The organism is Rhodococcus sp. UNC363MFTsu5.1 (assembly GCF_000686785.1).
Taxonomy (GTDB): Bacteria; Actinomycetota; Actinomycetes; order Mycobacteriales; family Mycobacteriaceae; genus Rhodococcus_G; species Rhodococcus_G maanshanensis.
The window spans coordinates 67849-91777 of sequence record NZ_JMLO01000001.1; the positions used below are offsets into that span (position 1 = coordinate 67849).

Genomic DNA, 23929 nt, shown 5'->3' on the forward strand with positions numbered 1-23929 from the left:
GAGACGCGAGAGTGGGGACATGGACGACGACGCGCTCTACTCGATCGGTGATCTGGCCCGGCGAACCGGACTGACGGTCAAGGCCATTCGGTTCTATGCGGATCGGGGGATCGTGCCGCCGACCGGCCGGAGTCCCGCCGGCTATCGGCTCTACGACGTCGATGCGATCGCGCGGCTGGATCTCGTGCGGACGCTGCGCGAGCTGGGATTGGACCTGGTCACGATCAAGGGGGTCGTGGACCGCCAGACTTCACTGCCCGAGGTCGCGGCTGCGCACGCCGAGGCGCTGGCGGCGCAGATCCGGACGCTGGGTCTGCGGCGGACGGTGTTGTCGGTGGTGGCCAAGCGTGGATCCGGCCCGGAGGAGATGCGACTCGTGCACAAGCTGGCCAAGCTGTCCGAGTCCGAACGGCGAAGCCTGATAGTCGATTTCCTCGACCACGCCTTCGGCGGATTCGATGGCGAACCCGGGTTCGAGGGGATCATGCGCTCGATGACCCCGGAGCTGCCCGAGAACCCCGAGGCAGAACAGATCGAGGCATGGGTGGAACTCGCCGAACTGTCTTGGGATCCGGACTTTCGCGTTGTCATGAGGGAGATCGCGCAGGACCACGCGGAAGACCAGAGGGCAGCACGTGCGCACGGTGGCGCGGTCGGCGTGCGCCGCGAGATCGTCGCTATCGTTCGCGACCACGCGGAGCCGATGGTGGCCGCGGGCGTCGACCCGGCCGCACCCGAGGCGAACCCGGTGGTCGAGGAGGTGACGGCGCAGTACGCCCGACTGCGCGGTGGCTCCGACGACGTCGGGCTCCTGCGGCGGCTGCTGTCGCGGCTCGAGGCCGCGAACGACCCGCGCCGGGAGCGCTACCTGCTGCTGCTCGCCGTGGTCAACGGATGGGCCGTGCCCGACAGTTCGGCGGCCGCGCTCGATTGGTTCGTGCGGGCCCTGCGCGCCCGGCTGCCCGAGTAGGGCGCGGGCACGACGCGTGCGCTCAGGCGGGGCGTTCCGCGTCGTCGCGGTGCAGCGCCTTCGGTAGGTAGGCCGCGCCCGGTCCGTAGCTCGCGGCGGCATCGCCCGGGTTCGACAGTGCGCACGTCTTGAGGGACAGGCACCCGCAGCCGATGCAGGAATCGAGCCCGTCGCGCAGCGCGATCAGGGCGTCGATCTGCTCGTTGAGCCTGCCGCGCCAACTCTGCGACAGTCTGGTCCAATCGGCCCGGGTCGGGGCGCGCCCGTCCGGCAGTTGGGCCAGTGCCTCGGCCACCTCCTCCAGGCTGAGCCCGATGCTCCTCGCGGCGCGGACGAAGGCGATCCTGCGCAGCACGCTGCGCTGATAGCGCCGCTGGTTGCCCGACGTCCTGCTCGACGTGATCAGACCCTGGTCCTCGTAGTACCTCAGTGCGGAGGGGGCGAGGCCGCTGCGTCGCGCCACCTCGCCGACGGTCAGCAGATCCGTGGTGCGCATGGGAGCTCCTCACCTGCGGTCCTTGACATCAAGTGAACTTGAGCTTTCAGGATGGTCCCAGAAGTCACGGGACGCAAGGAGCTCTGATGGACGACACCAAGACGGCGTTGATCACCGGCGGATCGGCCGGTTTCGGCAGGGCGGTGGCGCTCGCGCTGGCCGAGCGGGGCTGGCAGGTGATCATCACCGGTCGCCACGATGGGCCCCTCGCTCGGGTCGCGGCGCAGGCGAGCGGGATCACCGCGTGCCAGGGTGATGTCACCGATGCCGCGCACCGGGAACAGCTCCGCGCGGAAATCGCCACCCGCGGGCGACTGGACCTGCTGCTCAACAACGCCAGCGCACTCGGGCCGAGCCCCATGCCCGCGCTCGTACGGTATCCGGAGGCCGAGCTGGCGACCGTGTTCGCGACGAACGTGCTCGCGCCGTTGGCGTTGATCTCCGCGTTGCTCGAACCGGTGAGCCGGGCGGGAGGGGCGATCGTGAACGTGTCCTCCGACGCGGCGGTCGAGGCCTACGAGGGGTGGGGCGGATACGGTGCGGCGAAGGCCGCCCTCGACCACGCGACGGCCGTGCTCGCGGTGGAGCAACCGCAGCTCTCGGTGTACGCGTTCGACCCGGGCGACATGCGCACCGCGATGCACCAGGCGGCGTTCCCCGGCGAGGACATCTCCGACCGCCCCGAACCCGCGACGGTGGTGCCCGCGTTGCTGCGGCTCCTCGACACCCGACCGGGCAGCGGCCGGTATCGCGCGGCCGACCTGCTGACCGGGGCGGTGTCGTCGTGACCGAGGTGTGGGTCGAGACCGCGGCCGGGCCCGACTTCGTCCTGCCGGACCGGTTGGAGGCGAGCGGTCCGCCCGAGAGCCGCGGGCAACTGCGAGACACCGTGCGCCTGTTGGTGGCCGAGGGGGAGCGGGTCGAGCACGCCCGCTTTCACGAGCTGCCCAGGTATTTGCGCGCGGGCGACGTCGTGATCGTGAACACGTCGGCCACCCTCGCCGCCGCGGTCGACGGCACCGTCGACGGAGTGGGCCCGGTGGTCGTGCATTTCTCCACGCCGCTCGACGACGGCGCCTGGGTGGTGGAGGTGCGGGCGCCCGGTCCGGTGACAGGGCCGCTCGACGATGCCGCCGCCGGCATGCGAATTCGCCTCCCGCTCGGCGCGCAGGCAACCCTGCGGGAGCCGTGGCCGCGGACATCGATCAGGCTGTGGCGCGCCGAGATCGACGGCGTCGCGGACGTCGCGCGGGATCTGCTCGCGGTCGCAGGCAGGCCGATCACCTATGCGTACGTGCGGGAGCGGTGGCCGCTGCCGTACTACCAGACCATCTTCGGGAGGGATCGGGGGAGCGCGGAGATGGCCAGCGCGGCAAGGCCGTTCACACACACGATGATCACCGAACTGGCCGTGTCGGGGGTGGTGGTCGCGCCGATCCTGCTGCACACGTCGGTCTCGTCGGCCGAACCGGGCGAGCCACCGATCCCCGAACGGTATGAGGTACCCGAGTGGACCGCCCGGCTGATCAACGACCGGCGTGCCGAGGGCGGCCGGGTGATCGCGGTCGGCACCACGGTGACCCGGGCGCTGGAAACCGTGGCCACCGAGCGCGGGACGGTGGTGGCCGGGGCCGGCTGGACGGACCTGGTGCTGAGCGCGCGGCGGCCGGCCCGGGTGGTGGACGGCCTGGTCACGGGCTGGCACGCCCCCGGCGCGTCGCACCTGATGCTCCTCGAGTCGGTGGTGGGCCCGGCGGCGGTGCGCAGGGCATACGAGGCAGCGCTCGAGGAGGGATACCTGTGGCACGAGTTCGGGGACAGTGCGTTGTTGCTGCGCACAAAAGGCCAGCTCGCGCGCCTCACGCCGACGGCGGAACGCGGGTGAGGTTGTTCACAATCAGCCCGCACGCGTGACGGGAACCAACGAATCTCCTGCGATAGTGACCCCATGATCGAGATTCGCCCCGCAACGCCCGCCGACTACGACACCATCGGCGAGCTGACCGTCGACGTCTACGTAGACGGTGGATTCGTTTCGGACACGAGCGCGTACGTGGACCGCCTGCGCGATACCGCGACCCGCGCGGAGCACGCCGAGGTCGTGGTGGCCGTCGCCGGTGACGAGATCGTCGGCTCGCTGACGATCGCCGAGCCCGGCACCCCGTTCGCCGACGTCGCGGAGCCGGGCGAACTGGAGTTCCGGATGCTCGCGGTCGCGCCGACCGCCCGCGGTAAGGGCGTGGGGTCGGCGCTGGTGAAGCACGTCCTGGACGAGGCCTACGACCGCGGGCTCGCACGCGTGGTGATCTCGACGGAGGCCGACATGGTCGACGCCCGCCGCATCTACGATCGCAACGATTTCATCCCTGCCCCCCAGCGCGACTGGGAGCCTGCGCCGGGTGTCGAGCTCACCGTGCTGGTGCGCGAGTTCGTCTGAGCCCGTGGCGGCCCCGCGCTAGCTGAGCACGGTCGCCACGATGCCGGCCAGGTAACCGAGCCGCGCGATCTCGGACGGCCGGAACTCCGGCCCGCCGGGACGTCCGAGCAGCAGCGCCTGGCCGGAATGCCCGAGGGGAGCCGCCGCGAGGGTGGTGTTCATGTCCTTCCACACCGTCGGCACCCAGTCGGCCTCGCCGTCGAGGACCGTCGGCTTGGTCAGCGGCATCCACGGGGCCTCCCCGGCATGGGTTTCGGGCGCTCCCGAGCTGCCGACCACCCGGAACGTCCCGCGGGAGCCGATGCCGATCACCGTCGCCCAGCCGACCCGCAGCACGCGGGGGGCGCCCTCGACGAGGACCTGGAGCCGGTCGTCGGTTGCCGTGGCGACCTGATCGATCAGCTCCAGTTCGCGATGGGTGTCGAGGATTCCGGTGTAGGGCCGGATCGAGTCGACGCGGACGCCGGCCAACTGCTCCGCGGCGGTCAGCAGGGTGTCCGGCAGCGAGCCGTGCGCCACGTCGACGACGAGATCGTCGACCGCGTACCCGGCGCCCCGCTCGACCACGTCGAGGGAGAGGATGTCGGCTCCGACCGAGCCGAGCGCGACGGCCAGCGAGCCCAGGCTTCCTGGTCGATCGGGGAGCTGGACACGCAGGAGATACGACACGGGGCGTTCCTTCTGTGGCGGGTGGGTCGGGGAACGGTGGGTTCGCCGTGACCCCATCCTTGCACCGTTCCCGCCCGGACGTGTCCGCGAATTCGCCGCTGCCCGTCGGACTCCCAGCTCGCCTCGGATCGGTGACACGGGCGACATGTGATCGTTCCGTCGCGGAAACGAAGTCGCCTCGCGTGCCCGGGTCGCGTCCGGCCCCGGCTCTGGCTGTGGCGGCCGGGCGGCGACGCTCTAGGCTAGGGGCGATCGCTGTCTCCGACCTGAAAGGGGCCCACGCGGTGCCTGCCATCTCCCGTGACGAGGTCGCCCACCTCGCCCGGCTGTCCCGGCTCGCGCTGTCCGACGCCGAACTCGACGAGTTCGCCGGTCAGCTCGATTCGATCCTCAGCCATGTCAAGACGGTGGCCGAGGTCGCCACGGACGATGTGCCGCCCTCCGCGAACCCCAACGCGATCACCAACGTGACCCGTCCCGATGTGATCGTTCCCGGGCTCACCCCCGAGCAGGCGCTCTCCGGTGCGCCCGCCGTCGAGCAGGACCGTTTCGCCGTGCCGCAGATCCTGGGGGAAGAGCAGTGACCACCGACCTGACCGCGTTGGACGCCTCCGTCCTCGCCTCGAAGATCCACGCCCGCGAGGTGTCCTCCGTCGAGGTCACCCAGGCGCACCTGGACCGCATCGCCGCGGTCGACGGCGAGATCAACGCCTTCCTGCACGTGGCGGGCGAGCAGGCGCTGAGCGCCGCCAAGTCGGTGGACGACGCGCTGGGCTCCGGCCAGGCGCCCGCCTCCGCACTGGCGGGCGTTCCGCTCGCGCTCAAGGACGTGTTCACCACCACGGACATGCCGACCACCTGCGGATCGAAGATCCTCGAGGGCTGGGTGTCGCCGTACGACGCGACGCTGACGACCAAGCTGCGCGAGGCCGGTATCCCGGTGCTGGGCAAGACCAACATGGATGAGTTCGCGATGGGTTCGTCCACCGAGAACTCGGCCTACGGCCCCACCCGCAACCCGTGGGACACCACGCGGATCCCGGGTGGCTCCGGCGGCGGCTCGGCCGCAGCGCTCGCGTCCAACCAGGCACCGCTGGCCATCGGAACGGACACCGGCGGATCGATCCGTCAGCCCGCGGCCGTGACGGCCACCGTCGGCACCAAGCCGACCTACGGCACGGTGTCCCGGTTCGGCCTGGTCGCGTGCGCGTCCTCGCTCGACCAGGGCGGCCCGTGTGGCCGCAGTGTCCTCGACACCGCGCTCCTGCACGAGGTGATCGCCGGCCACGACCCGCGCGACTCCACCTCGGTGAACGCGCCCGTCCGTCCCGTGGTCGAGGCCGCTCGACAGGGCGCGAGCGGCGACCTCAAGGGCGTGCGCGTCGGCGTCGTCAAGGAATTGCACTCGGACAGTTACCAGCCCGGCGTCATCGCCTCGTTCGATGCGGCCGTCGCGCAGCTCACCGAACTCGGTGCCGAGGTCGTCGAGGTCTCCTGCCCAAACTTCCTGCACGCGCTCGCGGCCTACTACCTGATCCTGCCGAGCGAGGTCTCCTCGAACCTGGCGCGCTTCGACGCGATGCGGTACGGCATGCGCGTGGATGACGGCAACATGAGCGCCGACCAGGTGATGGCCGCGACGCGGGCCGCCGGATTCGGCAAGGAGGTCAAGCGCCGCATCATGATCGGCACCTACGCGCTGTCCTCCGGCTACTACGACGCCTACTACGGCTCGGCGCTGAAGGTCCGCACGCTCATCGCGCGCGACTTCGACAAGGCCTACGAGTCGGTCGACGTGCTGGTCTCGCCGACCAGCCCCTTCACCCCGTGGAAGCTGGGGGAGAAGGTCAACGATCCGCTGGCGATGTACCTCTCCGACCTGTGCACCCTGCCGACCAACCTGGCCGGGCACTGCGCGATGTCGGTGCCCTCGGGCCTGTCCGCGGACGACGGGCTGCCCGTCGGCCTGCAGATCATGGCCCCGGCGATGGCCGACGAGCGGCTGTACCGGGTTGGCGCGGCCTACGAGACCGCCCGCGGCCCGATCAAGTAGCGCTGCGCGCCCGTGCGCGATCGGTACCCCGGTGCGGGTGCCGATCGCGCACGGTTCGTTGATCAGCCGGTGAACCAGCGGCGACGCCGCTCAGCCGCGAGTTCCGCCTTCTCGGTGGCCAATTCGGCCGACGGCGCGATGAACGGCGCCACGGGTGCCGGACCGGACAGGAAGTCCGCGTCCACCTTGCCGACCAGCCCGCCGCCGAACTCGATGTGGCAGGCGCCCCGGCCGGGGTACTTCACCTCGGGCTGCGGCGTCGATCGCGCCCTCGCGGCGATGACCGAGGCGACCGTGCGGGCGGCATCCTCGGCGAACACCCCGGCCCGCGGGACCGGAGCGTCCGCGCAGTCGCCGATGGCGTAGACACCGGGGAAGGGTGTGGCGAGCGTGCGCTGGTCGACCGCGACCCAGCCGTCCGCTCCGCCCTCCGTGAGTCCGGACGCCTCGACGACGTCGGGTACCCGGTGTTTCGGGATCCCGATGAACAGGTCGTAGTCGAGGTCCCCCGCACGCGTGTGGGCGCGGTGCGCCGACGGGTCGAGCGCGTGGACCAGGCGTCCGGGCGAGTACTCGATGCCGCGCTCCGCGAGCGCCTCGACGAGGGCGGTCGAGGTCTCCGCCGACACCGGGATCGGCGAGTCCATGGGGCTCAGCACGTGGATGCTCGTCCGGTCGCGCAGCCCGCGCCGGACCAGTTCGTCGTGCAGGAGCAGGGCGCCCTCATAGGGCGCGGGTGGGCACTTGAACGGGACGCTGAGGATGCCGAGCAACACCCTGCCCCCGGTGAAGTCGTCGAGCCTGGCACGCAACCGGCCGACGCCGTCGATGGAGTAGTACTCGTGCCCGTCCTCCACGAACCCGGGGGTCGCGCCTGGCTCGTAGTCGGCGCCGAGCGCGACCACCAGGGTGTCCGGCTCGTATTCGGACCGGTCGGTGACCACGCGGCGGGTCCGCGGGTCGATCGAGGTCACCGTCTCCCGCCGGAACTCGACGCCCGGCCGGACTAGATCGCGGTACGGAATCCGGACCGAATCTTCGGTCGCGCCCTTGAACAGGACGTCCATCTTGGCGAACCCGAACATGAACGAGTCGCTCTGGTCGACGAGGACGACGCGGGCCTCGTCGGCGACCGACTCGGACAGGCACGCGGCCAGCTCGAGGCCCCCGAATCCGGCGCCGAGGATCAGCACGGTGTGCATGCATCAAGGCTCCTCCCGTCGCAGGCGCCGAGGCAAGGGGCGTGCGCGCTACGGCCAGACGAACTCGGCGTCCGCCTCGTAGTCCGCGCGGCGCGCGGCGAGGGCCATGCTCACCATCTGATGGGCGCCGGTGCCGATGATCTGGCGCCCCGGCGGGTGCGGGTTGTCCACCAGTGCGAGAAGGGCGGCGGCCGCCTCCGCGGGCGGGGCGTCGACCCACTCGGGGTCGGCGTCCTCCGGATCCGCCGGCGGGGGAGCGCTCGGGTCCGGGTACTCCGCGGTCCGCAGTATCGCGAGACGGGTCTCGTCGTAGGCGCGATTCGCGGTCGCGAATCTCATGCTCGAGCGCGCCCAGTCGGTGTCGAATCCGCCGAGTTGGGCCATCGTCACCGAGATCCCGAACCGGCGGAGCTCCTCGGCGGCCGAGGCACTGAACCCCTCGAGGGCCCACTTGCTCGCGTTGTAGAGGCCGAAGGTCGGCATCGCCCCGACCGCGCCGACGCTGGAGATCTGGATGATGTGCCCCGATCCCTGCGCCCGCAGCTGCGGTATCACGGCCTGGGTAACCCACAGTGCACCAAAGAAGTTCGTCTCCATCTGGGCCCGGGCCTGGACCTCGGTGACCTCTTCGACGGCACCCATCAGCCCGTATCCGGCGTTGTTGACGACGACGTCGATCCGGCCGAACCGGTCGACCGCCTGCGCGACGGCCTCGGCGGCGGCGGCGCGATCGGTCACGTCCAGGCGCAGCGCGGCCACGCGCCCGGGGTAGGCCGCCTCCAGGTCAAGGAGGGCTGTCGCGTCGCGGGCGGTCGCGGCCACCCGATCGCCCGCGTCGAGTGCGGCGGTGGCGAAGGCGCGTCCGAGTCCGCGTCCGGCGCCGGTGATGAACCAGGTGCGGGGTCCGGTGGTGGGAATGGTGGCCTCCTCGGATTCGGTCACGAGACGGTGCGTCTCGTAAAGCCCACTGTGGCATCGCCCAAAGGCCGTGTCAAGACGCAACGTCTCGTCTCGCTGATACGGTGGGCGCATGACGACGAAGCCCAAGGTCCCGCCGGTTCGGCGCAGCGAGCGTGCGCGGTCGGCGATCCTCACCGCTACAACGGAGCTGGTCTTCGAGGTGCCATACGGCCGGTTGACGATCGAGGCGATCGCCGCACGCGCGGGCGTGGGAAAGCAGACGATCTACCGTTGGTGGCCGACCAAGGGAGCGGTGCTGTTCGACGCGCTGCTGGAGCTGTCCGGCGGACCGGACGGGGTCGCCCTGCCCGACACCGGCGACCTGCGCGCGGATCTCGGGCTGTTCCTGCGCGCCACCGTGGCGGAGATGACCGAACCGCGCTTCGATGCCTTCCTCCGCGCGGTCACGATCGAGATCCAGTCGGATCCCGACCTCGCCGAGCTCTACCGGGATCGGCTGCTCGCGCCGCAGCGCGAGGCGATTCGCGAGCGGCTCCGGGCCGCGGTGGAGTTCGGCGCGATCAGGGCGGACGCGGACCTGGAGGTCGCGGTCGACCTCCTGGTCGGGCCCGTCCAGACCCGCTGGGCGCTCGGGCTGGGAGGCCTGACCGAGGGTTACGCGGACTCCCTGCTCGACCTGGTCCTGGCGGCGGTGCGCCCGAGTTGACCCGCACTGTGCGCGCGTTTCACCCCGGCTGGGGTGAAACGCGCACACCGGCAGCGCAGCCGCCGTCGGGGAGCGCGGTGCCCTGGTCGGTGCCGTACCGGTGGCCGTGCCCGGCCGGGGCATCGAGGGCCGAGAGCAGGTCGACGCTTGTCTGCACGAAACTGACGATCGGCAGCCAGGCCGGGCGGGGCGCGTCGGTCCTGGCCCCGTCCAGCGCCGGCGGGTGCAGCAACAGTCGAGGCGACCACCGCACCACCGGATCGGACGAGTTCGCCAGCACCGTCGCGCCCGCGGTGCGGGCGGACCCGGCGGGTGGACCCGCATAGAGGGCGCCGCAGGCCCGCTCGCCAAGCCCCTCGTCCAGGAAGATCGAGCTCGCGCCCACCGCGCCGAGGCTCTGTCCGTAGACGTACAGCCGGGGGCGTTCCCCCTCGGGCAGCAGCGAGATCCGGTCCGAGACCGCGGTGAACAGCGCTCGCGCGGATTGCTCGGCCGCGTCGCGATCGAACAGGAAGGTCGCCCAGCTGGGGGCGCTCGAGTACTGCACCCCGACGACGGCGACGTCGTCGCCGAAGCGCCGCTCGAGACCCTGCACGGCGTTGCCGTCGATCCACCCGGACCCGGTGGGCACGGCCACCACGACGGTGGACTTGGCCAGGCCGCCCGCGCGTTCCAGTTCGCGGACGGCCAGGCGGACCCGGGCGTCCTGGTCGGGGGCGCTGTCGATGCCTGCGTAGGTGCGCACCGCGCCGGAGGCGACACCGGCCGCGACGAACTTGCGCCCCTGCGCGCCGAGCGAGTCCCAGGACGTCAACGAGCCGGGGCCTCCGGAGATCGACGGCGAAACCGGTTGCCGCAGTGAGGTGTCGACGGTCGCGTTCGCCGCGTGGTACGACTGGGCCCGCGACTGCCAGAGCGCGGGCCCGGCCCAGAACTGCGTCGCGATCGCGAGCGTGGCGACGACAGTGGCCGAGCGGAGCGCGCCGAGTCGACGGATACCGGCGGCCACGGCGCTCGCCCCGGCCGCCAGGGTCAGCGCGATCGCGGCGCCGCCCGCGACCACCTGTGCCCAATGGCCGCTGCCGACCGTCGGTACGCCCATCGCCACGCGCAACGAATCCTGCCAGTGGTCGGCGAGCAGCATCGCCGCGGCCACGGTCACCGCGCCGGCCAGCAGCACCAGTAGCCGCGCGGAATCCCGCGACGGCGAGGGGCGGCCGGCCCCGCGCCTGCGGGGTCGGTGATGCCACGCTGTCGCCAGTCCCCAGCCGAGCGCCGCGAGCAGCCCGGTGAGGATCGCCTGGACCACGGCGCTACGCGGGAGCAGCGAGGGCGCGAGCGAGACCGCGACCATCGAGGTGACGGCCACGCTGGTGAGCACCCGGGGCAGCGCGACGGCGGCGACGTCCACCGTCGCGGCGGGCCGATCCATCACGGCGGTCATGCGATCACCGTTCCGGTCGGCGCGAGGGCGCCTGCGGTGACCCGCCCGCGCCGATGGGTGGCCGCGACCGCGCCGACGATCAGCACGGCTCCCACTCCGCCCGCGAGCGCGTAGCCGGTCATCGGCTCCGGCCGCGGTGCGACATATCCCTGCCGCCAGGAGTTCGAGGTCACCGCGGTGGACGCGATGTTCGCCATCACGTAGCAGGAGGTCCGCGCCGCGTCGACGGTGCGCGCGTCGCAGGCGCTGTGCATCCGCCGGTCCAACTGCGCGTCAAGGCTTTTCCGTGCCCACGGCCCGAGCGCCGCGCCGTGGCGGTCCGCGTAGCGCAGCAGGTCGTAGCCGAGATCGTGGGCCTTGCAGGCGGTCTCGAACTCCACGGGCAGCGTGACGGGAGAGGAGCAGTCGCCGGTCGGGTTCACCAGCATCCCGGATTCGACGGCGGGGCGGTAGCCCATCGTGGCGGCGAAGTCCGCCGGGATCGACGATGCGGGGGCCGCGTGGTCGGCGGTGGCGATCGTGGCGATCGCGGCCGCGGTTGGGGTGCTCTCGCGCGGCTGCTCTGCCGCGGCCGGATCGGCCATCAGGGTGGTCGTCATGGCGGCCGCCGCGGCCACCGTCAGCGCTGTCCAGGTTGTCTTCCGCATGGATCGAAACGCTAGGAATCCGCAGGACCCGGGCACATCACCCCGCAGCGTGGTTCCCGGCTACCCGCGCTGGTGGCGTCGGCGCGGTGCCCTCATACCGTGGTGCCGCGCCGGTCTCACCCCGCAGTATGAGGACTTTTCGGGTCGTGGTTCCTACTGTTCTGGATGTGAGTAAGACAAATCGTGCGCTCAAGAAGGTCGCGAACGACGCCGCGGTGGCGGCGGCCCCACGACTGAAGCGGCTGAGCTCCAGCCAGTGGGTCGACATCTTCATTGTGTTCGTCACCGGCGTGCTCTTCGCCATCGCCTGGCCGACGCTGCAGCTGACCCACCACGTGCCTGCCGGGGTTCAGCCGGTCATCGCCGGTCTCGCGGCGCTGCCCCTGCTGCTGGTGCGGGCGAATCCGGCACTGGGGTGGGCGATCTCGGCCGCGGGGGCGCTGGTGATCCCGATCGTCTTCGACCGGGCCGACGGGTACGACTTCCCGTGGCAGGTGGTCCACGTGATGGTCATGATGGTGTTGCTGGTGGCGGTGAGCATGCGGGCACCGATCCCGGTGGTCGGCGTGGCCTGGGTGTCGACGGTGCTGCTCTTCCTCGCCGACGCGCCCGGCACGGACGGCAGGGGCTGGGCGGTCGGGCTCACCGCGTTGGTGCTGTTCGGGCTGCTGATCCGCTGGCTGGTGCTCTCCAGGCGCGAGCTCGCCCGGCAGGAGGAGGTCAACGAGGTCGAGCGGGCGCGCCGGGCGATCCTCGAGGAGAAGGCGCGCATCGCCCGCGACCTGCACGACGTCGTCGCCCACCACATGTCGCTGGTCGTGGTGCAGGCGCAGAGCGCGCCGTACCGGATCGAGGACGTCTCGCCCGCGGCACGGGCGGAGTTCGAATCCATCGGTGCCACGGCCCGCGACGCCCTCAACGAGATCAGGGGCATGCTCGGTGTGCTCCGCAGCGACGGCCAACTCGCCGAGGACGCCCCGATGCCCGGTCTCGACCGGATCGACGAGCTGGTCGAGGGCAGCAGAAGGGCGGGCATGCAGGTGCAGGTGGACCGGATCGGGATGCCCGAGCGGTTGTCGGATTCGGCTGGCCTGACGATGTACCGGATCCTGCAGGAGTCGCTGTCCAACGCGGCCCGGCACGCCCCTGGGGCGCCGGTTCGCGTCACCCTCGGCCGGGACGGGGGCCTCGCCACCCTGGCGGTGGTCAACGCCCCGCCCGTCGGTGCCGCTCCGTCGGCGGTCGCCGATCATGCCGGTGGGCACGGCATCACCGGCATGCGCGATCGGGCCTCGTCGGTGGGCGGGAGCCTGACCGCGCAGCCACGCCCCGACGGCGGATTCGAGGTGCTGGCGCGGGTCCCCGCGGTCCCCGGCATAGGGTGACCGGGTGGCGATCACGGTATTCATTGCGGACGATCAGGCGATGGTGCGCCAGGGTTTCGGTGCACTTCTCGGCGCGCAGCCCGACATCAGCGTCGTCGGCGACGCCCCGGACGGGAAGGTCGCGGTCGACGAGGTGATGCGCCTTCGCCCGGACGTCGTCCTGATGGATGTGCGGATGCCGCATCTCAACGGCCTGGAGGCGGCGCAGCAGATCCTGTCGGCCTCGTTCGACAAGCCGGTGCGGGTGTTGATGCTCACCACCTTCGACATCGACGACTACGTCTACGAGGCGCTGCGCGTCGGGGCGAGCGGCTTCATGCTCAAGGACGCCCCCGCCGAGGAGCTGATCCGGGCGGTCCGGGTGGTGGCGGACGGGCAGGCCCTGCTCGCGCCGACCGTGACCCGTCGGCTCATCGCCGACGTCACCAGCAGGCGCGCGCCCGCACGGCGTGAGCCCGCGCAGCTCGCGGCGCTGACGCCGCGCGAGCGCGAGGTGCTGGAACTGATCGCCCGCGGGCTGTCGAACGTCGAGATCGCGGAGTCGCTGTTCGTGGCCGAGCAGACCGTCAAGACGCACGTCGGCAAGGTGCTCGGCAAGCTGCACCTGCGGGACCGGGCGCAGGCCGTGGTGCTGGCCTACGAGACGGGCCTGGTCACCCCCGGCTGACCCGTCGGCGTGCCCGAACCGCCGGGCAGGGGCAGTATGCAGTGGGACACTGAGCGCATCCATCTGCACGCAGAACGGGTGATCGACGATGACGAGGATCGGCATTCTCACCAGCGGCGGCGACTGCCCCGGCCTCAACGCGGTGATCCGGGGCGCGGTGCTCAAGGGCTCCGAGGTGCACGGACAGGAGTTCGTCGGGTTCCTCGACGGGTGGCGCGGCCTGGTCGAGGGCGACGCGATGCCGCTGGACCGCAGCCGCGTCCGCGGACTCTCGCACGAGGGCGGGACCATTCTCGGGACCAGCCGCATCGGTCCGTATCAGGGACCGAACGGCGGGGCGGAGAACATCGCCCGCACCATGGAACGACTGGGGGTCGACGCCGTGGTCGCCATCGGTGGCGAGGGCACCGCCGCCGCCGCCCAGCGCCTGTTCGACGAGGGCATCCGGATCGTCGGGGTCCCGAAGACCATCGACAACGACCTCGACCAGACCGACTACACCTTCGGATTCGACACCGCGGTCGAGATCGCGACCGAGGCGATCGACCGGCTGCGGACCACCGGCAACTCCCACAAGCGGTGCATGGTGCTCGAGGTGATGGGGCGCAACGCCGGGTGGATCGCCCTGCACTCGGGGACGGCAGGCGGCGCACACGCGATCCTGATTCCCGAACACCCCGAGAGCATCGAGCAGATCTGCGCGTGGACGAACAGCGTCCGCGAACGCGGCAGGGCCCCGATGGTGGTGGTCGCGGAGGGCTTCACCCTGCCGGACATGGCGCAGGCGCATTCGACCAAGGGCATGGACGGCTTCGACCGCCCGCGGCTCGGTGGGATAGCCGAGCTGCTGGCCCCGATGATCCAGGAGCGCACCGGAATCGAGACCAGGGCGACGGTGTTGGGCCACATCCAGCGGGGTGGCGTCCCGACCGCGTTCGACCGCGTCCTCGCCACCAGGCTCGGCATGGCGGTCACCGACCTGGTGGCGGACGAGCAGTGGGGCCACATGGTGGCACTGCACGGAACCGAGATCGTCCGGGTGGGTTTCGACGAGGCGCTCGTCGACCACAAGTCGGTACCCGCGCACCGGTATCAGGAGATGCGCGTCATCTTCGGGTGAGTCCCGGTCAGCGCCGCCGGATCCGCAGCAGGACGAAGACCGCGATGGCGGCCGCGGCCGCCATCGCCGAACTCGTCGCCATCACGGCGTCCAGTCCGTGCGCGGTCGCCCCGCTGGCCAGCTCGGACAGCGCCGGCACCGCCGCGGAGAACTGATCGGGGACGAAGTCGATGACCCGTTGTCCGGCACCGGAACTGAGCGCCTCGGTGATCATGCCGGCCTGCTCGTCCGGCACCGAGACCGTCATCGTCCCGACGGTGAGCGAGGCGAGCCCGGCGCCCGCCTCGGTGGCGACAGCGTGGGAGAAGACCGCGCCGAGGCCAGCCACCCCCACCACGATGCCGATCTGGCGGGCGGTGTTGACCGCCCCGGTGGCCATGCCCGCCCGCTCCACCTCGACGAAGGACAGTGCGGACTGCGAGGCGATCACCGTGACCGCGCCGAGCCCGGCGCCGCCCAGGATCGACCCGGCGATGTAGTGCGTCCACGTGGTGGAGGCGTCCGCGCCGGTGCACAGCCACAGCCCCACCGCGACCACCGCCATCGAGGTCGGCAGCGACCATCGCACCGGAAGGCGGTCGTGCAGCACGGCGATCGGCGGGGCGACGACCAGTGCGGACAGGGTGAGCGGCAGGGCCCGCAGGCCCGCCTGGAACGGGTCGTGGCCGAGCGTGTTGATGAAGTACAGCGCCAGGAAATTCGTTGCGGCGACCAGGGTTCCGGCGCCGGCGAAGGCCGCGAGCGCATTGGCGGCGAAGGCGGGCCGGATGATCAGGCGCAGGTCCAGCATCGGGTGGGCGGCGCGCAGCTCCCAGGCGACGAAGGCGAGCAGTCCGACGATCGAGGTGGCGCCGAGGGCGATCACCCGCGCGGACGACCAACCCCACTCGTTGCCCTGGATCAGGGCCAGCACCCCGGGCAGGAGGGCGAGGGTGAGCAGTCCGGTGCCCGCCCAGTCCGGGGGCGCCGCACTGTCCGAGCGGGATTCGGTGACGTACCGGTAGGCCAACGCCACCGCGACGATGCCGATCGGGACGTTGATCAGGAAGATCCACTCCCAGCCGATCGCCGTGACGAGGGCCCCGCCGACCAGGGGACCGGCGGCGGTCGCCGAGGCCATCACCGCGCCGTAGAGGCCGATCGCTTTGGCCCGCTTCATCGGATCGGGGAAGGCGGCCGCGACGAGGGGCAGGGAGACGCCGAACAGCAGGGCCGCACCGATGCCCTGGACAGCGCGCACGATGTTGAGCGTGACGATGTCGCCCGCGAGCGCGCAGCCGAGCGAGGCGATGGTGAAGATCGACATGCCCGCGATGTACAGCCGACGTCGACCGAGCCGGTCGCCGAGGGTCGCCGCGGTCAGGAGCAAGGCCGCGACCGGCAGCGTGTAGGCGTCGACCACCCACTGCAGCCCGCTGAGGGAGGCGTCGAGCGAGGACTGGATGTCGGCAAGCGCGGCCGCGACGATCGTCATGTCCAGCATCAGCATGAACATCCCGATGCAGACCGTGATCAGCGTGGCGGTCGGGTGCGTGGCGGTCGACTCCGCGGCGGACTCGTCGGAAACGTCGGTGAGCGAGCCGGTACCGGCCATCGGTCCTCCTGTGCGGACGCGCCGTGCCCGATCGGGTAGCGCTACGGGGGTAAATTAACAGCTGTAGCCCTACGGGTGTCAATGCCGAGCGCCCGGCGCCCGGCGGGCCGCCTACCCGCGACTAAGGTGACTCGCGTGATCTCGACGAGGAAGAAGGCCCAGCGCACGCCGTCCAGGCGGGGCGCGGGTGAGTCGCTGCGGACGGACATCCTCGCGGCCGCCGCGGAGATGCTCGGCGAGACCGGTGACGTCGATGCGGTGTCGCTGCGCGGGGTCGCCAGGCGCGTCGGCGTCACGCCGACCTCGATCTACCTGCACTTCGCGGACCGCGAGGAGCTCCACCTCGCGGTGAAGCAGCTCCGGTTCGAGGAGTTCGCCGCCGTCCTGCAGGCGGCCGCCGAGGCGGCGGGGGACGACCCCGGCGCCCGGCTTCGGGCGATGGGGCACGCCTATGTCCGCTACGGGCTGGCCAATCCCGGGCACTACCGGGTGCTGTTCGTCTCCAACCTGCGTCATCAGGCCGGTGAGAAGCTGGCCGACTCGCACGCGCACCGCGCGATCCTGCTCATCACCGAGGAGGTGGGGCGGTACCTGGGCCTGCCCGCTGTTGCGAAGGAGACGGTGATGCTCGCGTTGCACCTGTGGAGCGCGACGCACGGCATGGTGGCGCTGCGCCTCGCGCAAGCCCGTTATCCGCACGCGGATGCGGCCCGCGACCCCTGGCCGGACGCGCACGAGCAGATCGACAACCTGGCCGATCTGCTGCTGCCGAAACGGGGCGCATAAACTCGGGACCATGACTGCAGCCGGCCGGGTGGCGACAAGTACTGACCTTCTCGACTACGACGAGGTGCTCGCCCGCTTCGAGCCCGTCATGGGCATGGAGGTGCACGTCGAGCTGCACACCGCGACGAAGATGTTCTGCCCGTGCCCCACGACCTTCGGCGCCGAGCCCAACACCCAGGTGTGCCCGGTCTGCCTTGGCCTGCCGGGCTCGCTTCCTGTGGTCAACCAGTCGGCGGTCGAGTCCGCCATCCGCATCGGTCTGGCACTGAACTGCTCGATCACCCCGTGGGGCCGCTTCGCCAGGAAGAACTACTTCTACCCGGATCAGCCGAAGAACTACCAGATCTCGCAGTACGACGAGCCGATCGCCACCGAGGGCTACCTCGACGTGGTGCTCGACGACGGCACCACCTGGCGGGTCGAGATCGAGCGCGCGCACATGGAGGAGGACACCGGCAAGTCGCTGCACGTCGGCGGCGCCACCGGCCGGATCCACGGCGCCAGCCACTCGCTGCTCGACTACAACCGCGCCGGTGTCCCGCTGGTGGAGATCGTCACCAAGACCATCTCCGGAGCGGGCGAGCGCGCCCCCGAGGTCGCCCGCGCCTACGTCACCGCGCTGCGTGATCTCCTCAAGTCGCTCGACGTGTCCGACGTCCGGATGGACCAGGGCTCGATGCGGTGCGACGCGAACATCTCGCTGATGCCGATCGGCGCCAAGGAATTCGGTACCCGCACCGAGACCAAGAACGTCAACTCCCTCAAGAGCGTCGAGGTGGCCGTCCGCTACGAGATGCGCCGCCAGGCCGCCGTGCTCAGCTCGGGCGGCGAGGTCATCCAGGAGACCCGCCACTTCCAGGAGGCCGACGGCACCACCTCTGCCGGTCGGCGCAAGGAGACCGCCGAGGACTACCGCTACTTCCCCGAGCCGGACCTCGAGCCCGTCGCCCCGAGTGCCGAGTGGGTCGAGGAGTTGCGCGGCACGCTGCCCGAGCTGCCGTGGATCCGGCGCGCGCGCATCCAGACGGAGTGGGGAGTGTCCGACGAGGTGATGCGCGACCTGGTCAACGCGGGCGCGCTCGACCTCGTCATCGCCACCACCGAGGCGGGCGCGTCCGCCGACGCCGCCCGTTCCTGGTGGGTGTCGTACCTGGCGCAGCAGGCCAACACGCGCGGCGTCGAGCTCGCCGAACTCCCGATCACGCCCGCACAGGTCGCGCAGGTCGTCGCACTGATCGACAGCGGCAAGCTCAACAACAAGGTCGCCCGCAAGGTCGTCGACTTTGTGCTCGACGGTGAGGGCGACCCGGAGCAGGTCGTCGCCGCCCATCCCGAGCTGGTCGTGGTCCGCGACGACACCCTGATCAAGGCCGCCGTCGACGAGGCCCTCGCCGCCAACCCGGACATCGCCGAGAAGATCCGCTCCGGCAAGGTCGCCGCGGCGGGCAAGATCGTCGGCGATGTCATGAAGGCGACCCGAGGCCAGGCGGACCCGGCCCAGGTCAAGGACATGGTCATCGCGGCCTGCTCCTGAGTCGACACACGGCGTACGGGTCCTGACGTCGATGGTGGTCCGCGTCTAGCAGAATCAGGCGGTGCCCTCAGTCTCCGCTTCGTTCTTCTGGATAGCGCTCTGCGCCGTCGTTGCCCCGCTGGTGGCCGGGCTGGTGCCCCGCAAGCTGGTGCCGGAGGTCGTGCTGCTGCTGATCGCGGGCGTCATCGTCGGTCCGCACGTTCTCGATCTCGCCGTCATGGGCAGCGAGATCGACCTGCTCCGTGAGCTCGGTCTCGGCATGCTGTTCCTGCTCGCCGGTTACGAGATCGACACCAGTGAGCTGACGGGCCGTGGCGGGCGCCGGGCGCTGGTCACCTGGTTGTCCTGCCTGGTGTTGGCGTTCGTGGTGGTCGGGTTGCTCGGCCTGAGCGGCGCGATCGACGCGGAGGTCGCGGTGGCGATCGCCCTGACCTCCACGGCGCTCGGCACGCTGTTGCCGATCCTCAAGGACAGCGGCATGCTCGGAACCCGCTTGGGCCGAACCGTTCTCAACCACGGCGCCTTCGGCGAGCTCGGCCCGGTGATCGCGATGGCGATCCTGCTGAGCTCACGGAGCGCGGGCGCGTCGCTGGTCGTGCTCGCGGCCTTCGCGGCGGCGGCCGTGGGAGTCGCGTTCATCCCGGCGGGCCTGCGCCGCGAGGGCTCGAAGCTGGCCTCGATCATCCGGCTCGGCTCCGAGACCACGGCGCAGACGACCGTGCGGTTGACGATCCTGCTGCTGGTCACGCTGATCGCGGTCGCGACGATCTTCGATCTCGACATCATCCTCGGCGCCTTCGCCGCGGGCTTCATCCTGCGCCGCGCGATGCCGTCGGGCGACGAGAAGCTGGAGGCGAAGCTGGACGGACTGGCCTTCGGGCTGCTCATCCCGATCTTCTTCGTCACCTCGGGGATGGCGATCGACGTCAAGGCAGTTGCGGCCGCGCCGGGCGTCCTGCTCGCGTTCCTGGTGCTGATCCTGTTGGTGCGCGGGCTGCCGGTGTTCTTCGCCGAACGTTTTGACCGGGGGCCCGAGCTCAAGGATCCGCAGCCGACCGTGCGCGAGCGGGGCCAGGTTGCGCTGTACGCCGCGACCGGGCTGCCACTGATCGTCGCGGTGACGGAGGTCGCGGTGAACGCCGGTCAGATGACCGCGTCCAACGCCTCGATCCTCGTCGCCGCGGGCGCGATCACCGTACTGGTACTGCCGCTGACCGCCTCGCTGCTGGCGCCGAAGACGCCGGAGACGGTTCCGGCCCCCACCGCCACCTAGCCGAGTGTGCAGCTGCTGTCGGGTGTTCTCGGCCGATGCCCCGGCAAGTGCACACTCGAAGGTCAGTCGAAGCCGCCGCCGCCCTGCGGCGCGGGGATCTTGACCACCCGGTCGTCGGTCGGGCCGCCGCCACCGTCGGCCTTGTTGACGGTCGACACCCAGATCGTGTTCTCGGCACCGAGCGCGGCGGAGCCGAGCTTGCCGTATCGGTCCTGGACGACCAGCGACGGCGCTGCGGTCACCGCTCCCGTCTGCGGATCGGTGTCGAGTAGCGCAAGCGCCCTGCCCGCGGTCAGCGCGATGGCGACCGAACCGCCGCCCGCCGTGCAGCCCGCGACGCCCGGTCGGTCCGGCCAGGTCCAGACCGGCACGCCAGCCGCGCCGTTCGGTGCGATCTTCTGCAGCCGGTCCTCGAGTGGGGTTCGATCGGTCACCCAGATGTTCTGGTCGGTCGGGTCAACGCAGACGTCGCCCGCGCCGCCGATGCCCGACAGCGCGACCTGGGGGAACGGCTGCGATCCGGGTGACCCGGGCGTCAGCGCGGTCACGCGGAGCAGCTTTCCGGCCAGCGAGCCGGGATCGTTTGCGGCGGAAGGGTTCCCGGCATTGCCTGTGAGCACCAGCAGTTCGTTCGGGCCCGAGAAGGTCAGGGCCCCTGTGTTGCCGACGGGTCCTCGCGGGATGCCGGTCAGGACATCCTTTGGCACATCGCCCGGCGCGATCCGCACCACCCGATTGTCGCCGCCGGTGGAGATGTAGGCATACACCAGGTTGTCCTCGACGTAGGTCGGCGACAGCGCGACGTCGAGCAGGCCGCCGTCGGAGGAGCCGTCCACCTGGAGCCGGGCGAACTCCTCGATCGGCTTGCCGGGGGTGACGCGGAGGATACGGCCGGTGCGGCGCTCGGTGACCAGCGCCGAATCGCCTCCCGGCAGCATGACCATTCCGCCGGTGGTGTCCAGGCAGGTCACCACGACGGCGGGGTCCGGGTCCATGCAGAGCGCCGGCTCGACGGTCGGGAGGGGCGTTCGGGGGCTGGTCGGGGGCGTGCCGGGCGGTCGGGGCCGCACCTCACCGCCTGCGTCGAACGTCGGCGCGGGGGTGAACGGGCTCGTCGCCGAGTCGTCGAACCGGGCACAGCCCGCCACCGCGACGACGATGGACACGGCCGCCAACACCCTGACCCGACTTGCTCCCATGACTGCAAACGGTACGGAATCCGGTGCGGGCGGCGCCACGGCGGCCCGGTGCGGCGCGCCGGACGGCGTATCTGCCGCTCGCCCTTACGCTGTCCATCGTGACAGCGAAGCAGCAAGGGAACCCGGACCGTGACGGCACCGATCGCACCGCCTCCAGTCCGTTCGACCTGCCGACCGAGCACCTTCCCACCTCTTCGAGCGGTGCGCTGCCCGTGTCCGACGACGATCTCGGGCTGATGCCGACCGAGCAGATCCCGACCTACCGCGGCAGTTCGGTCGCCGAGGTGTATCCCACCGAGGAACTGCGTTTCGCCGATCCGTCCGAGCCCGCCGTCGCGTCCGCTTTCACCGCACCCGTCTCGCAGGCGATGCCCGAGACGATCGCGCCGGAGACGCCGTCCGGGCGAGGCACGCTCGACCTCGGTCTGCTCGTCCTCCGGCTGGGGCTCGGCACCGTCGCGCTGTTCCACGGTCTGCAGAAGTTGTTCGGCTGGTGGAACGGCCCCGGACTCGCAGGCTTCGAGACGACGCTGTTCGACGCCGGCTTCGAGCAGGCCCGGCTGCTCTCGATCCTCGGGGCGGTCGGTGAGGTCGCGGCCGGCACCCTGCTGATCTTCGGTCTTGCCACGCCGCTGGCGGGCGCCGCGGTGCTCGCGGTGCTGATCAACGCCTGGTGCGTCCGCCAGGTCGCGGAGCCGGGGCTGCAGTTCTTCGCGCCGTCCGGCGTCGAGCACGAGACGATGCTGGTCGCCGCGGCCGTCGCGGTGATATTGACCGGCCCAGGACGGTTCTCGGTGGACGGCGGCCGGAAGTGGGCGACCAGGCCGCACGTCGGTTCGTTCGTCGCGCTGATCCTCGGCGTCGCGGCCGGTGTCTGCCTGTGGATCTTCCTCAACGGGGCGAACCCCCTGATCTGAGTGATCAGGGGGTTCGCGCCCGGGTCGGTCAGGCGGTGACCGTCTCCAGCTGCTCTTCTGGGGGCTGTGTCGCCTGCGCGGCGAGGCGCTGGCCGAGCACCGACTTGCGCTTGCCGTAGGCGAAGTAGATGACAACGCCGATCGCCATCCAGACCAGGAACCGGATCCAGGTCTCCACGGACAGGTTCAGCATCAGCCACCCGCAGGCCAGCACCGCGAGGATCGGCACGAGGGGAACCAGCGGAACCCGGAATCCGCGCGGCAGGTCGGGTCGCGTCTTGCGCAGCACCACGACACCGATACAGACCAGGACGAAGGCGAAGAGGGTGCCGATGTTGACCATCTCCTCGAGGGTGCCCATCGGGAAGAAGGCCGCGAGCAGCGCGACGATCACGCCGACGACGACGGTGATCCGCACCGGGGTGCCCTTGCTGCCGGTCTTGGCGAGGCCGCGCGGCATCAGTCCGTCCCGCGACATCGCGAACAGCACCCGGGTCTGACCGAGCATCATGACCATGACGACGGTCGTCAGTCCGGCGAGCCCGCCGAAGTTGATCGCCATCTGGGCCCAGGTGATCCCGTGCGCCTCGAAGGCGGTCGCGAGGGTGGCGCTGCTGTCGCCGACGAGCGGGCTGCCGGTCTTCAGGTCGGTGTACTTGACCATGCCGGTCAGGACCAGGGTCACCGCGACGTACAGGACGGTGACGATGGCGAGCGAACCGAGGATGCCGCGGGGGAGTGCCTTCTGCGGGTTCTTGGTCTCCTCGGCGGTGGTGGCCACGACATCGAAGCCGATGAACGCGAAGAACACGAGGCTGGCCGCGGCGAGCAGGCCGTACCAGCCGTAGCTGCTGCCGTCGGCGCCGGTGAGGAACGAGAACAGGGTCTGGTGGACACCGGTGGCCGAGCTGGACGCGCCCTCGGCGGGCGGGATGTACGGGGAGTAGTTGTCCTTGTTGATGTAGAACGAGCCGACCACGATGACGAGCAGGACCACGGCGATCTTGATGGCGGTGATGATGGCCGACACCCGCGAGGACACCTTGGTGCCGATGGCGAGCACGATGGTGATCGCGCCGATGATCAGCAGGGCGCCCCAGTCGAAGTCGATGGGGCCGAGATGTGCGGTGGTCGAACCGCTGGCCCCGATCACGTTGCCCAGGTACAGCGACCAGCCCTTGGCGACCACCGCCGACGCCAGCGCGAACTCGAGGATGAGGTCCCATCCGATGATCCAGGCGACGAACTCTCCGAACGTCGCATAGGAGAAGGTGTACGCACTGCCCGCGACCGGAACGGTGGAGGCGAACTCGGCATAACAGAGGGCGGCGAGCCCGCACGCGATGGCGGCGAGGACGAAGGCCAGCGAGATGGACGGCCCGGCGACGTTGCCTGCTGTCCTGGCGGTGAGGGTGAAGATGCCCGCCCCGATCACCACGGCGACGCCGAAGACGGTCAGGTCCCAGGCGGTGAGCTCTTTGCGTAGACGGGTACCGGGTTCATCGGTATCAGATATCGACTGTTCGACGGACTTGGTGCGCCAAATACCGACTCCGGGCATGGATGGGCTCCTTGGTTGACTCCCGATGACCTTGTGGGTCGCCGGGTGGGGGCTGTGCCTGACCGAATGTGATCTGTGTCTCATCGGCGTGAAGAGAGAACCACCTGAGAACCCGATGCGCAACACCCGGGCGCTCGATGGTGCATCGTGCGCAGCTGCGCACCGGATCGCTCGGGTGAACTGCGCGCTGTGCGCACCAGCCCGGGCCGATTCGCCGAATTCCGCTGCTCTCCGCCTGTGGCCACGACCCCTGCCTCGCCGGGGTCGCGGCGGTCGGCGGCTTGACATCCGTGTGACGCGCCTTACAGTTCATGCCGGGCAGGTACTTCGCCCATAGCGGCCACAAGA

General features: G+C 70.8%; 23 protein-coding genes. 14 read left to right on the top strand and 9 right to left on the bottom strand.

All coding sequences use genetic code 11. The features are described 5' to 3' along the window. The first annotated feature begins 19 nt into the window (after positions 1-19). Entirely contained in the window at positions 20-970 is a 951-nt protein-coding gene (locus tag BR31_RS0100360; protein ID WP_027499185.1) for a MerR family transcriptional regulator, read from the top strand. 22 nt (positions 971-992) lie between these two features. On the opposite strand, the gene soxR is transcribed toward BR31_RS0100360, so the two are convergent. Further along, entirely contained in the window at positions 993-1466 is a 474-nt protein-coding gene (gene soxR / locus BR31_RS0100365; RefSeq protein ID WP_027499186.1) for a redox-sensitive transcriptional activator SoxR, read from the bottom strand. 86 nt (positions 1467-1552) lie between these two features. Here soxR and BR31_RS0100370 point away from each other — a divergent pair, with 86 nt between their 5' ends. From BR31_RS0100370 to BR31_RS0100380, 3 genes are all read left to right on the top strand, one after another. Continuing rightward, a complete protein-coding gene (locus tag BR31_RS0100370; protein WP_027499187.1) occupies positions 1553-2254 on the top strand; it encodes an SDR family NAD(P)-dependent oxidoreductase in 702 nt (233 codons plus the stop codon). Next, positions 2251-3351, top strand: a complete 1101-nt coding sequence (locus BR31_RS27050) for an S-adenosylmethionine:tRNA ribosyltransferase-isomerase (protein ID WP_051636842.1) — start codon at positions 2251-2253, stop codon at positions 3349-3351. Before BR31_RS0100370 ends, BR31_RS27050 begins: the two co-directional genes overlap by 4 nt. 63 nt (positions 3352-3414) lie before the next feature. Beyond that, a complete protein-coding gene (locus BR31_RS0100380; RefSeq protein WP_027499188.1) occupies positions 3415-3903 on the top strand; it encodes a GNAT family N-acetyltransferase in 489 nt (162 codons plus the stop codon). Between the two features lie 18 nt (positions 3904-3921). On the opposite strand, the gene BR31_RS0100385 is transcribed toward BR31_RS0100380, so the two are convergent. Next, the gene (locus BR31_RS0100385; RefSeq protein ID WP_027499189.1) at positions 3922-4572 is read right to left on the bottom strand and encodes an ACT domain-containing protein; all 651 of its coding nucleotides are present in this window, start codon (positions 4570-4572) and stop codon (positions 3922-3924) included. 284 nt (positions 4573-4856) lie between these two features. Between BR31_RS0100385 and gatC the strand changes: the two genes are divergently transcribed. Then, positions 4857-5156, top strand: a complete 300-nt coding sequence (gatC, locus tag BR31_RS0100390; RefSeq protein ID WP_027499190.1) for an Asp-tRNA(Asn)/Glu-tRNA(Gln) amidotransferase subunit GatC — start codon at positions 4857-4859, stop codon at positions 5154-5156. Further along, on the top strand, positions 5153-6625 hold the full coding sequence (gatA, locus tag BR31_RS0100395; RefSeq protein WP_027499191.1) for an Asp-tRNA(Asn)/Glu-tRNA(Gln) amidotransferase subunit GatA: 1473 nt from the start codon (positions 5153-5155) through the stop codon (positions 6623-6625). The genes gatC and gatA overlap by 4 nt, the downstream gene beginning before the upstream one ends. Before the next feature lie 62 nt (positions 6626-6687). Here the strand turns inward: gatA and BR31_RS0100400 are convergent, their stop codons facing one another. Both BR31_RS0100400 and BR31_RS0100405 read right to left on the bottom strand, forming a co-directional pair. Continuing rightward, positions 6688-7827 (bottom strand): NAD(P)/FAD-dependent oxidoreductase, encoded by a 1140-nt coding sequence (locus BR31_RS0100400; protein ID WP_027499192.1) that lies wholly within the window; start codon positions 7825-7827, stop codon positions 6688-6690. Between the two features lie 48 nt (positions 7828-7875). Next, a complete protein-coding gene (locus BR31_RS0100405; protein ID WP_231496319.1) occupies positions 7876-8769 on the bottom strand; it encodes an SDR family NAD(P)-dependent oxidoreductase in 894 nt (297 codons plus the stop codon). An 88-nt stretch (positions 8770-8857) separates the two neighbouring features. Here BR31_RS0100405 and BR31_RS0100410 point away from each other — a divergent pair, with 88 nt between their 5' ends. Beyond that, positions 8858-9454 (top strand): TetR/AcrR family transcriptional regulator, encoded by a 597-nt coding sequence (locus BR31_RS0100410; RefSeq protein WP_027499194.1) that lies wholly within the window; start codon positions 8858-8860, stop codon positions 9452-9454. A gap of 19 nt (positions 9455-9473) precedes the next feature. On the opposite strand, the gene BR31_RS0100415 is transcribed toward BR31_RS0100410, so the two are convergent. Together BR31_RS0100415 and BR31_RS0100420 are read right to left on the bottom strand one after the other, a co-directional pair. Then, positions 9474-10898, bottom strand: coding sequence for an alpha/beta-hydrolase family protein (locus tag BR31_RS0100415; protein WP_027499195.1), 1425 nt, complete (start codon positions 10896-10898; stop codon positions 9474-9476). Beyond that, the gene (locus BR31_RS0100420; protein ID WP_027499196.1) at positions 10895-11545 is read right to left on the bottom strand and encodes a hypothetical protein; all 651 of its coding nucleotides are present in this window, start codon (positions 11543-11545) and stop codon (positions 10895-10897) included. The genes BR31_RS0100415 and BR31_RS0100420 overlap by 4 nt, the downstream gene beginning before the upstream one ends. A 167-nt stretch (positions 11546-11712) precedes the next feature. Here BR31_RS0100420 and BR31_RS0100425 point away from each other — a divergent pair, with 167 nt between their 5' ends. From BR31_RS0100425 to BR31_RS0100435, 3 genes are all read left to right on the top strand, one after another. Further along, positions 11713-12930: a sensor histidine kinase gene (locus BR31_RS0100425; protein WP_442970163.1), complete on the top strand. Its 1218-nt coding sequence runs from the start codon at positions 11713-11715 to the stop codon at positions 12928-12930. A gap of 4 nt (positions 12931-12934) precedes the next feature. Then, positions 12935-13597 carry a response regulator gene (locus BR31_RS0100430; protein ID WP_027499198.1) on the top strand — a complete coding sequence of 221 codons (663 nt, stop codon included), beginning with the start codon at positions 12935-12937 and terminating at the stop codon, positions 13595-13597. Positions 13598-13685: 88 nt separating this feature from the next. Continuing rightward, positions 13686-14717 carry a 6-phosphofructokinase gene (locus BR31_RS0100435; RefSeq protein ID WP_027499199.1) on the top strand — a complete coding sequence of 344 codons (1032 nt, stop codon included), beginning with the start codon at positions 13686-13688 and terminating at the stop codon, positions 14715-14717. A 7-nt stretch (positions 14718-14724) separates the two neighbouring features. Here BR31_RS0100435 and BR31_RS27055 read toward each other — a convergent pair whose 3' ends face one another. Beyond that, positions 14725-16311, bottom strand: coding sequence for an MFS transporter (locus BR31_RS27055; protein ID WP_231496320.1), 1587 nt, complete (start codon positions 16309-16311; stop codon positions 14725-14727). A gap of 135 nt (positions 16312-16446) precedes the next feature. Between BR31_RS27055 and BR31_RS30395 the strand changes: the two genes are divergently transcribed. The 3 genes from BR31_RS30395 (at position 16447) to BR31_RS0100455 (ending at position 19904) form a co-directional block, all read left to right on the top strand. Continuing rightward, positions 16447-17097 carry a TetR/AcrR family transcriptional regulator gene (locus BR31_RS30395; protein ID WP_051636843.1) on the top strand — a complete coding sequence of 217 codons (651 nt, stop codon included), beginning with the start codon at positions 16447-16449 and terminating at the stop codon, positions 17095-17097. A 10-nt stretch (positions 17098-17107) separates the two neighbouring features. After that, positions 17108-18631, top strand: a complete 1524-nt coding sequence (gene gatB / locus BR31_RS0100450) for an Asp-tRNA(Asn)/Glu-tRNA(Gln) amidotransferase subunit GatB (RefSeq protein WP_027499200.1) — start codon at positions 17108-17110, stop codon at positions 18629-18631. A gap of 61 nt (positions 18632-18692) precedes the next feature. Beyond that, positions 18693-19904: a cation:proton antiporter gene (locus BR31_RS0100455; RefSeq protein ID WP_027499201.1), complete on the top strand. Its 1212-nt coding sequence runs from the start codon at positions 18693-18695 to the stop codon at positions 19902-19904. Between the two features lie 62 nt (positions 19905-19966). On the opposite strand, the gene BR31_RS0100460 is transcribed toward BR31_RS0100455, so the two are convergent. Then, positions 19967-21103 (bottom strand): PQQ-dependent sugar dehydrogenase, encoded by a 1137-nt coding sequence (locus BR31_RS0100460; RefSeq protein WP_027499202.1) that lies wholly within the window; start codon positions 21101-21103, stop codon positions 19967-19969. 98 nt (positions 21104-21201) lie between these two features. Here BR31_RS0100460 and BR31_RS0100465 point away from each other — a divergent pair, with 98 nt between their 5' ends. Next, positions 21202-22020: a DoxX family protein gene (locus BR31_RS0100465; RefSeq protein WP_027499203.1), complete on the top strand. Its 819-nt coding sequence runs from the start codon at positions 21202-21204 to the stop codon at positions 22018-22020. Positions 22021-22048: 28 nt separating this feature from the next. On the opposite strand, the gene BR31_RS0100470 is transcribed toward BR31_RS0100465, so the two are convergent. Next, positions 22049-23581 carry an amino acid permease gene (locus tag BR31_RS0100470; protein WP_027499204.1) on the bottom strand — a complete coding sequence of 511 codons (1533 nt, stop codon included), beginning with the start codon at positions 23579-23581 and terminating at the stop codon, positions 22049-22051. Between the last annotated feature and the right edge of the window lie 348 nt (positions 23582-23929).

Excerpts from the sequence above, each read along its gene's own strand:
- BR31_RS0100360 (WP_027499185.1), top strand. The coding sequence starts at position 20 with ATGGACGACGACGCGCTCTACTCGATCGGTGATCTGGCCCGGCGAACC.
- soxR (WP_027499186.1), bottom strand. The coding sequence starts at position 1,466 with ATGCGCACCACGGATCTGCTGACCGTCGGCGAGGTGGCGCGACGCAGC.
- BR31_RS0100370 (WP_027499187.1), top strand. The coding sequence starts at position 1,553 with ATGGACGACACCAAGACGGCGTTGATCACCGGCGGATCGGCCGGTTTC.
- BR31_RS0100380 (WP_027499188.1), top strand. The coding sequence starts at position 3,415 with ATGATCGAGATTCGCCCCGCAACGCCCGCCGACTACGACACCATCGGC.
- BR31_RS0100400 (WP_027499192.1), bottom strand. The coding sequence starts at position 7,827 with ATGCACACCGTGCTGATCCTCGGCGCCGGATTCGGGGGCCTCGAGCTG.
- BR31_RS0100410 (WP_027499194.1), top strand. The coding sequence starts at position 8,858 with ATGACGACGAAGCCCAAGGTCCCGCCGGTTCGGCGCAGCGAGCGTGCG.
- BR31_RS0100415 (WP_027499195.1), bottom strand. The coding sequence starts at position 10,898 with ATGACCGCCGTGATGGATCGGCCCGCCGCGACGGTGGACGTCGCCGCC.
- BR31_RS0100420 (WP_027499196.1), bottom strand. The coding sequence starts at position 11,545 with ATGCGGAAGACAACCTGGACAGCGCTGACGGTGGCCGCGGCGGCCGCC.
- BR31_RS0100435 (WP_027499199.1), top strand. The coding sequence starts at position 13,686 with ATGACGAGGATCGGCATTCTCACCAGCGGCGGCGACTGCCCCGGCCTC.
- BR31_RS27055 (WP_231496320.1), bottom strand. The coding sequence starts at position 16,311 with ATGGCCGGTACCGGCTCGCTCACCGACGTTTCCGACGAGTCCGCCGCG.
- gatB (WP_027499200.1), top strand. The coding sequence starts at position 17,108 with ATGACTGCAGCCGGCCGGGTGGCGACAAGTACTGACCTTCTCGACTAC.
- BR31_RS0100460 (WP_027499202.1), bottom strand. The coding sequence starts at position 21,103 with ATGGGAGCAAGTCGGGTCAGGGTGTTGGCGGCCGTGTCCATCGTCGTC.
- BR31_RS0100470 (WP_027499204.1), bottom strand. The coding sequence starts at position 23,581 with ATGCCCGGAGTCGGTATTTGGCGCACCAAGTCCGTCGAACAGTCGATA.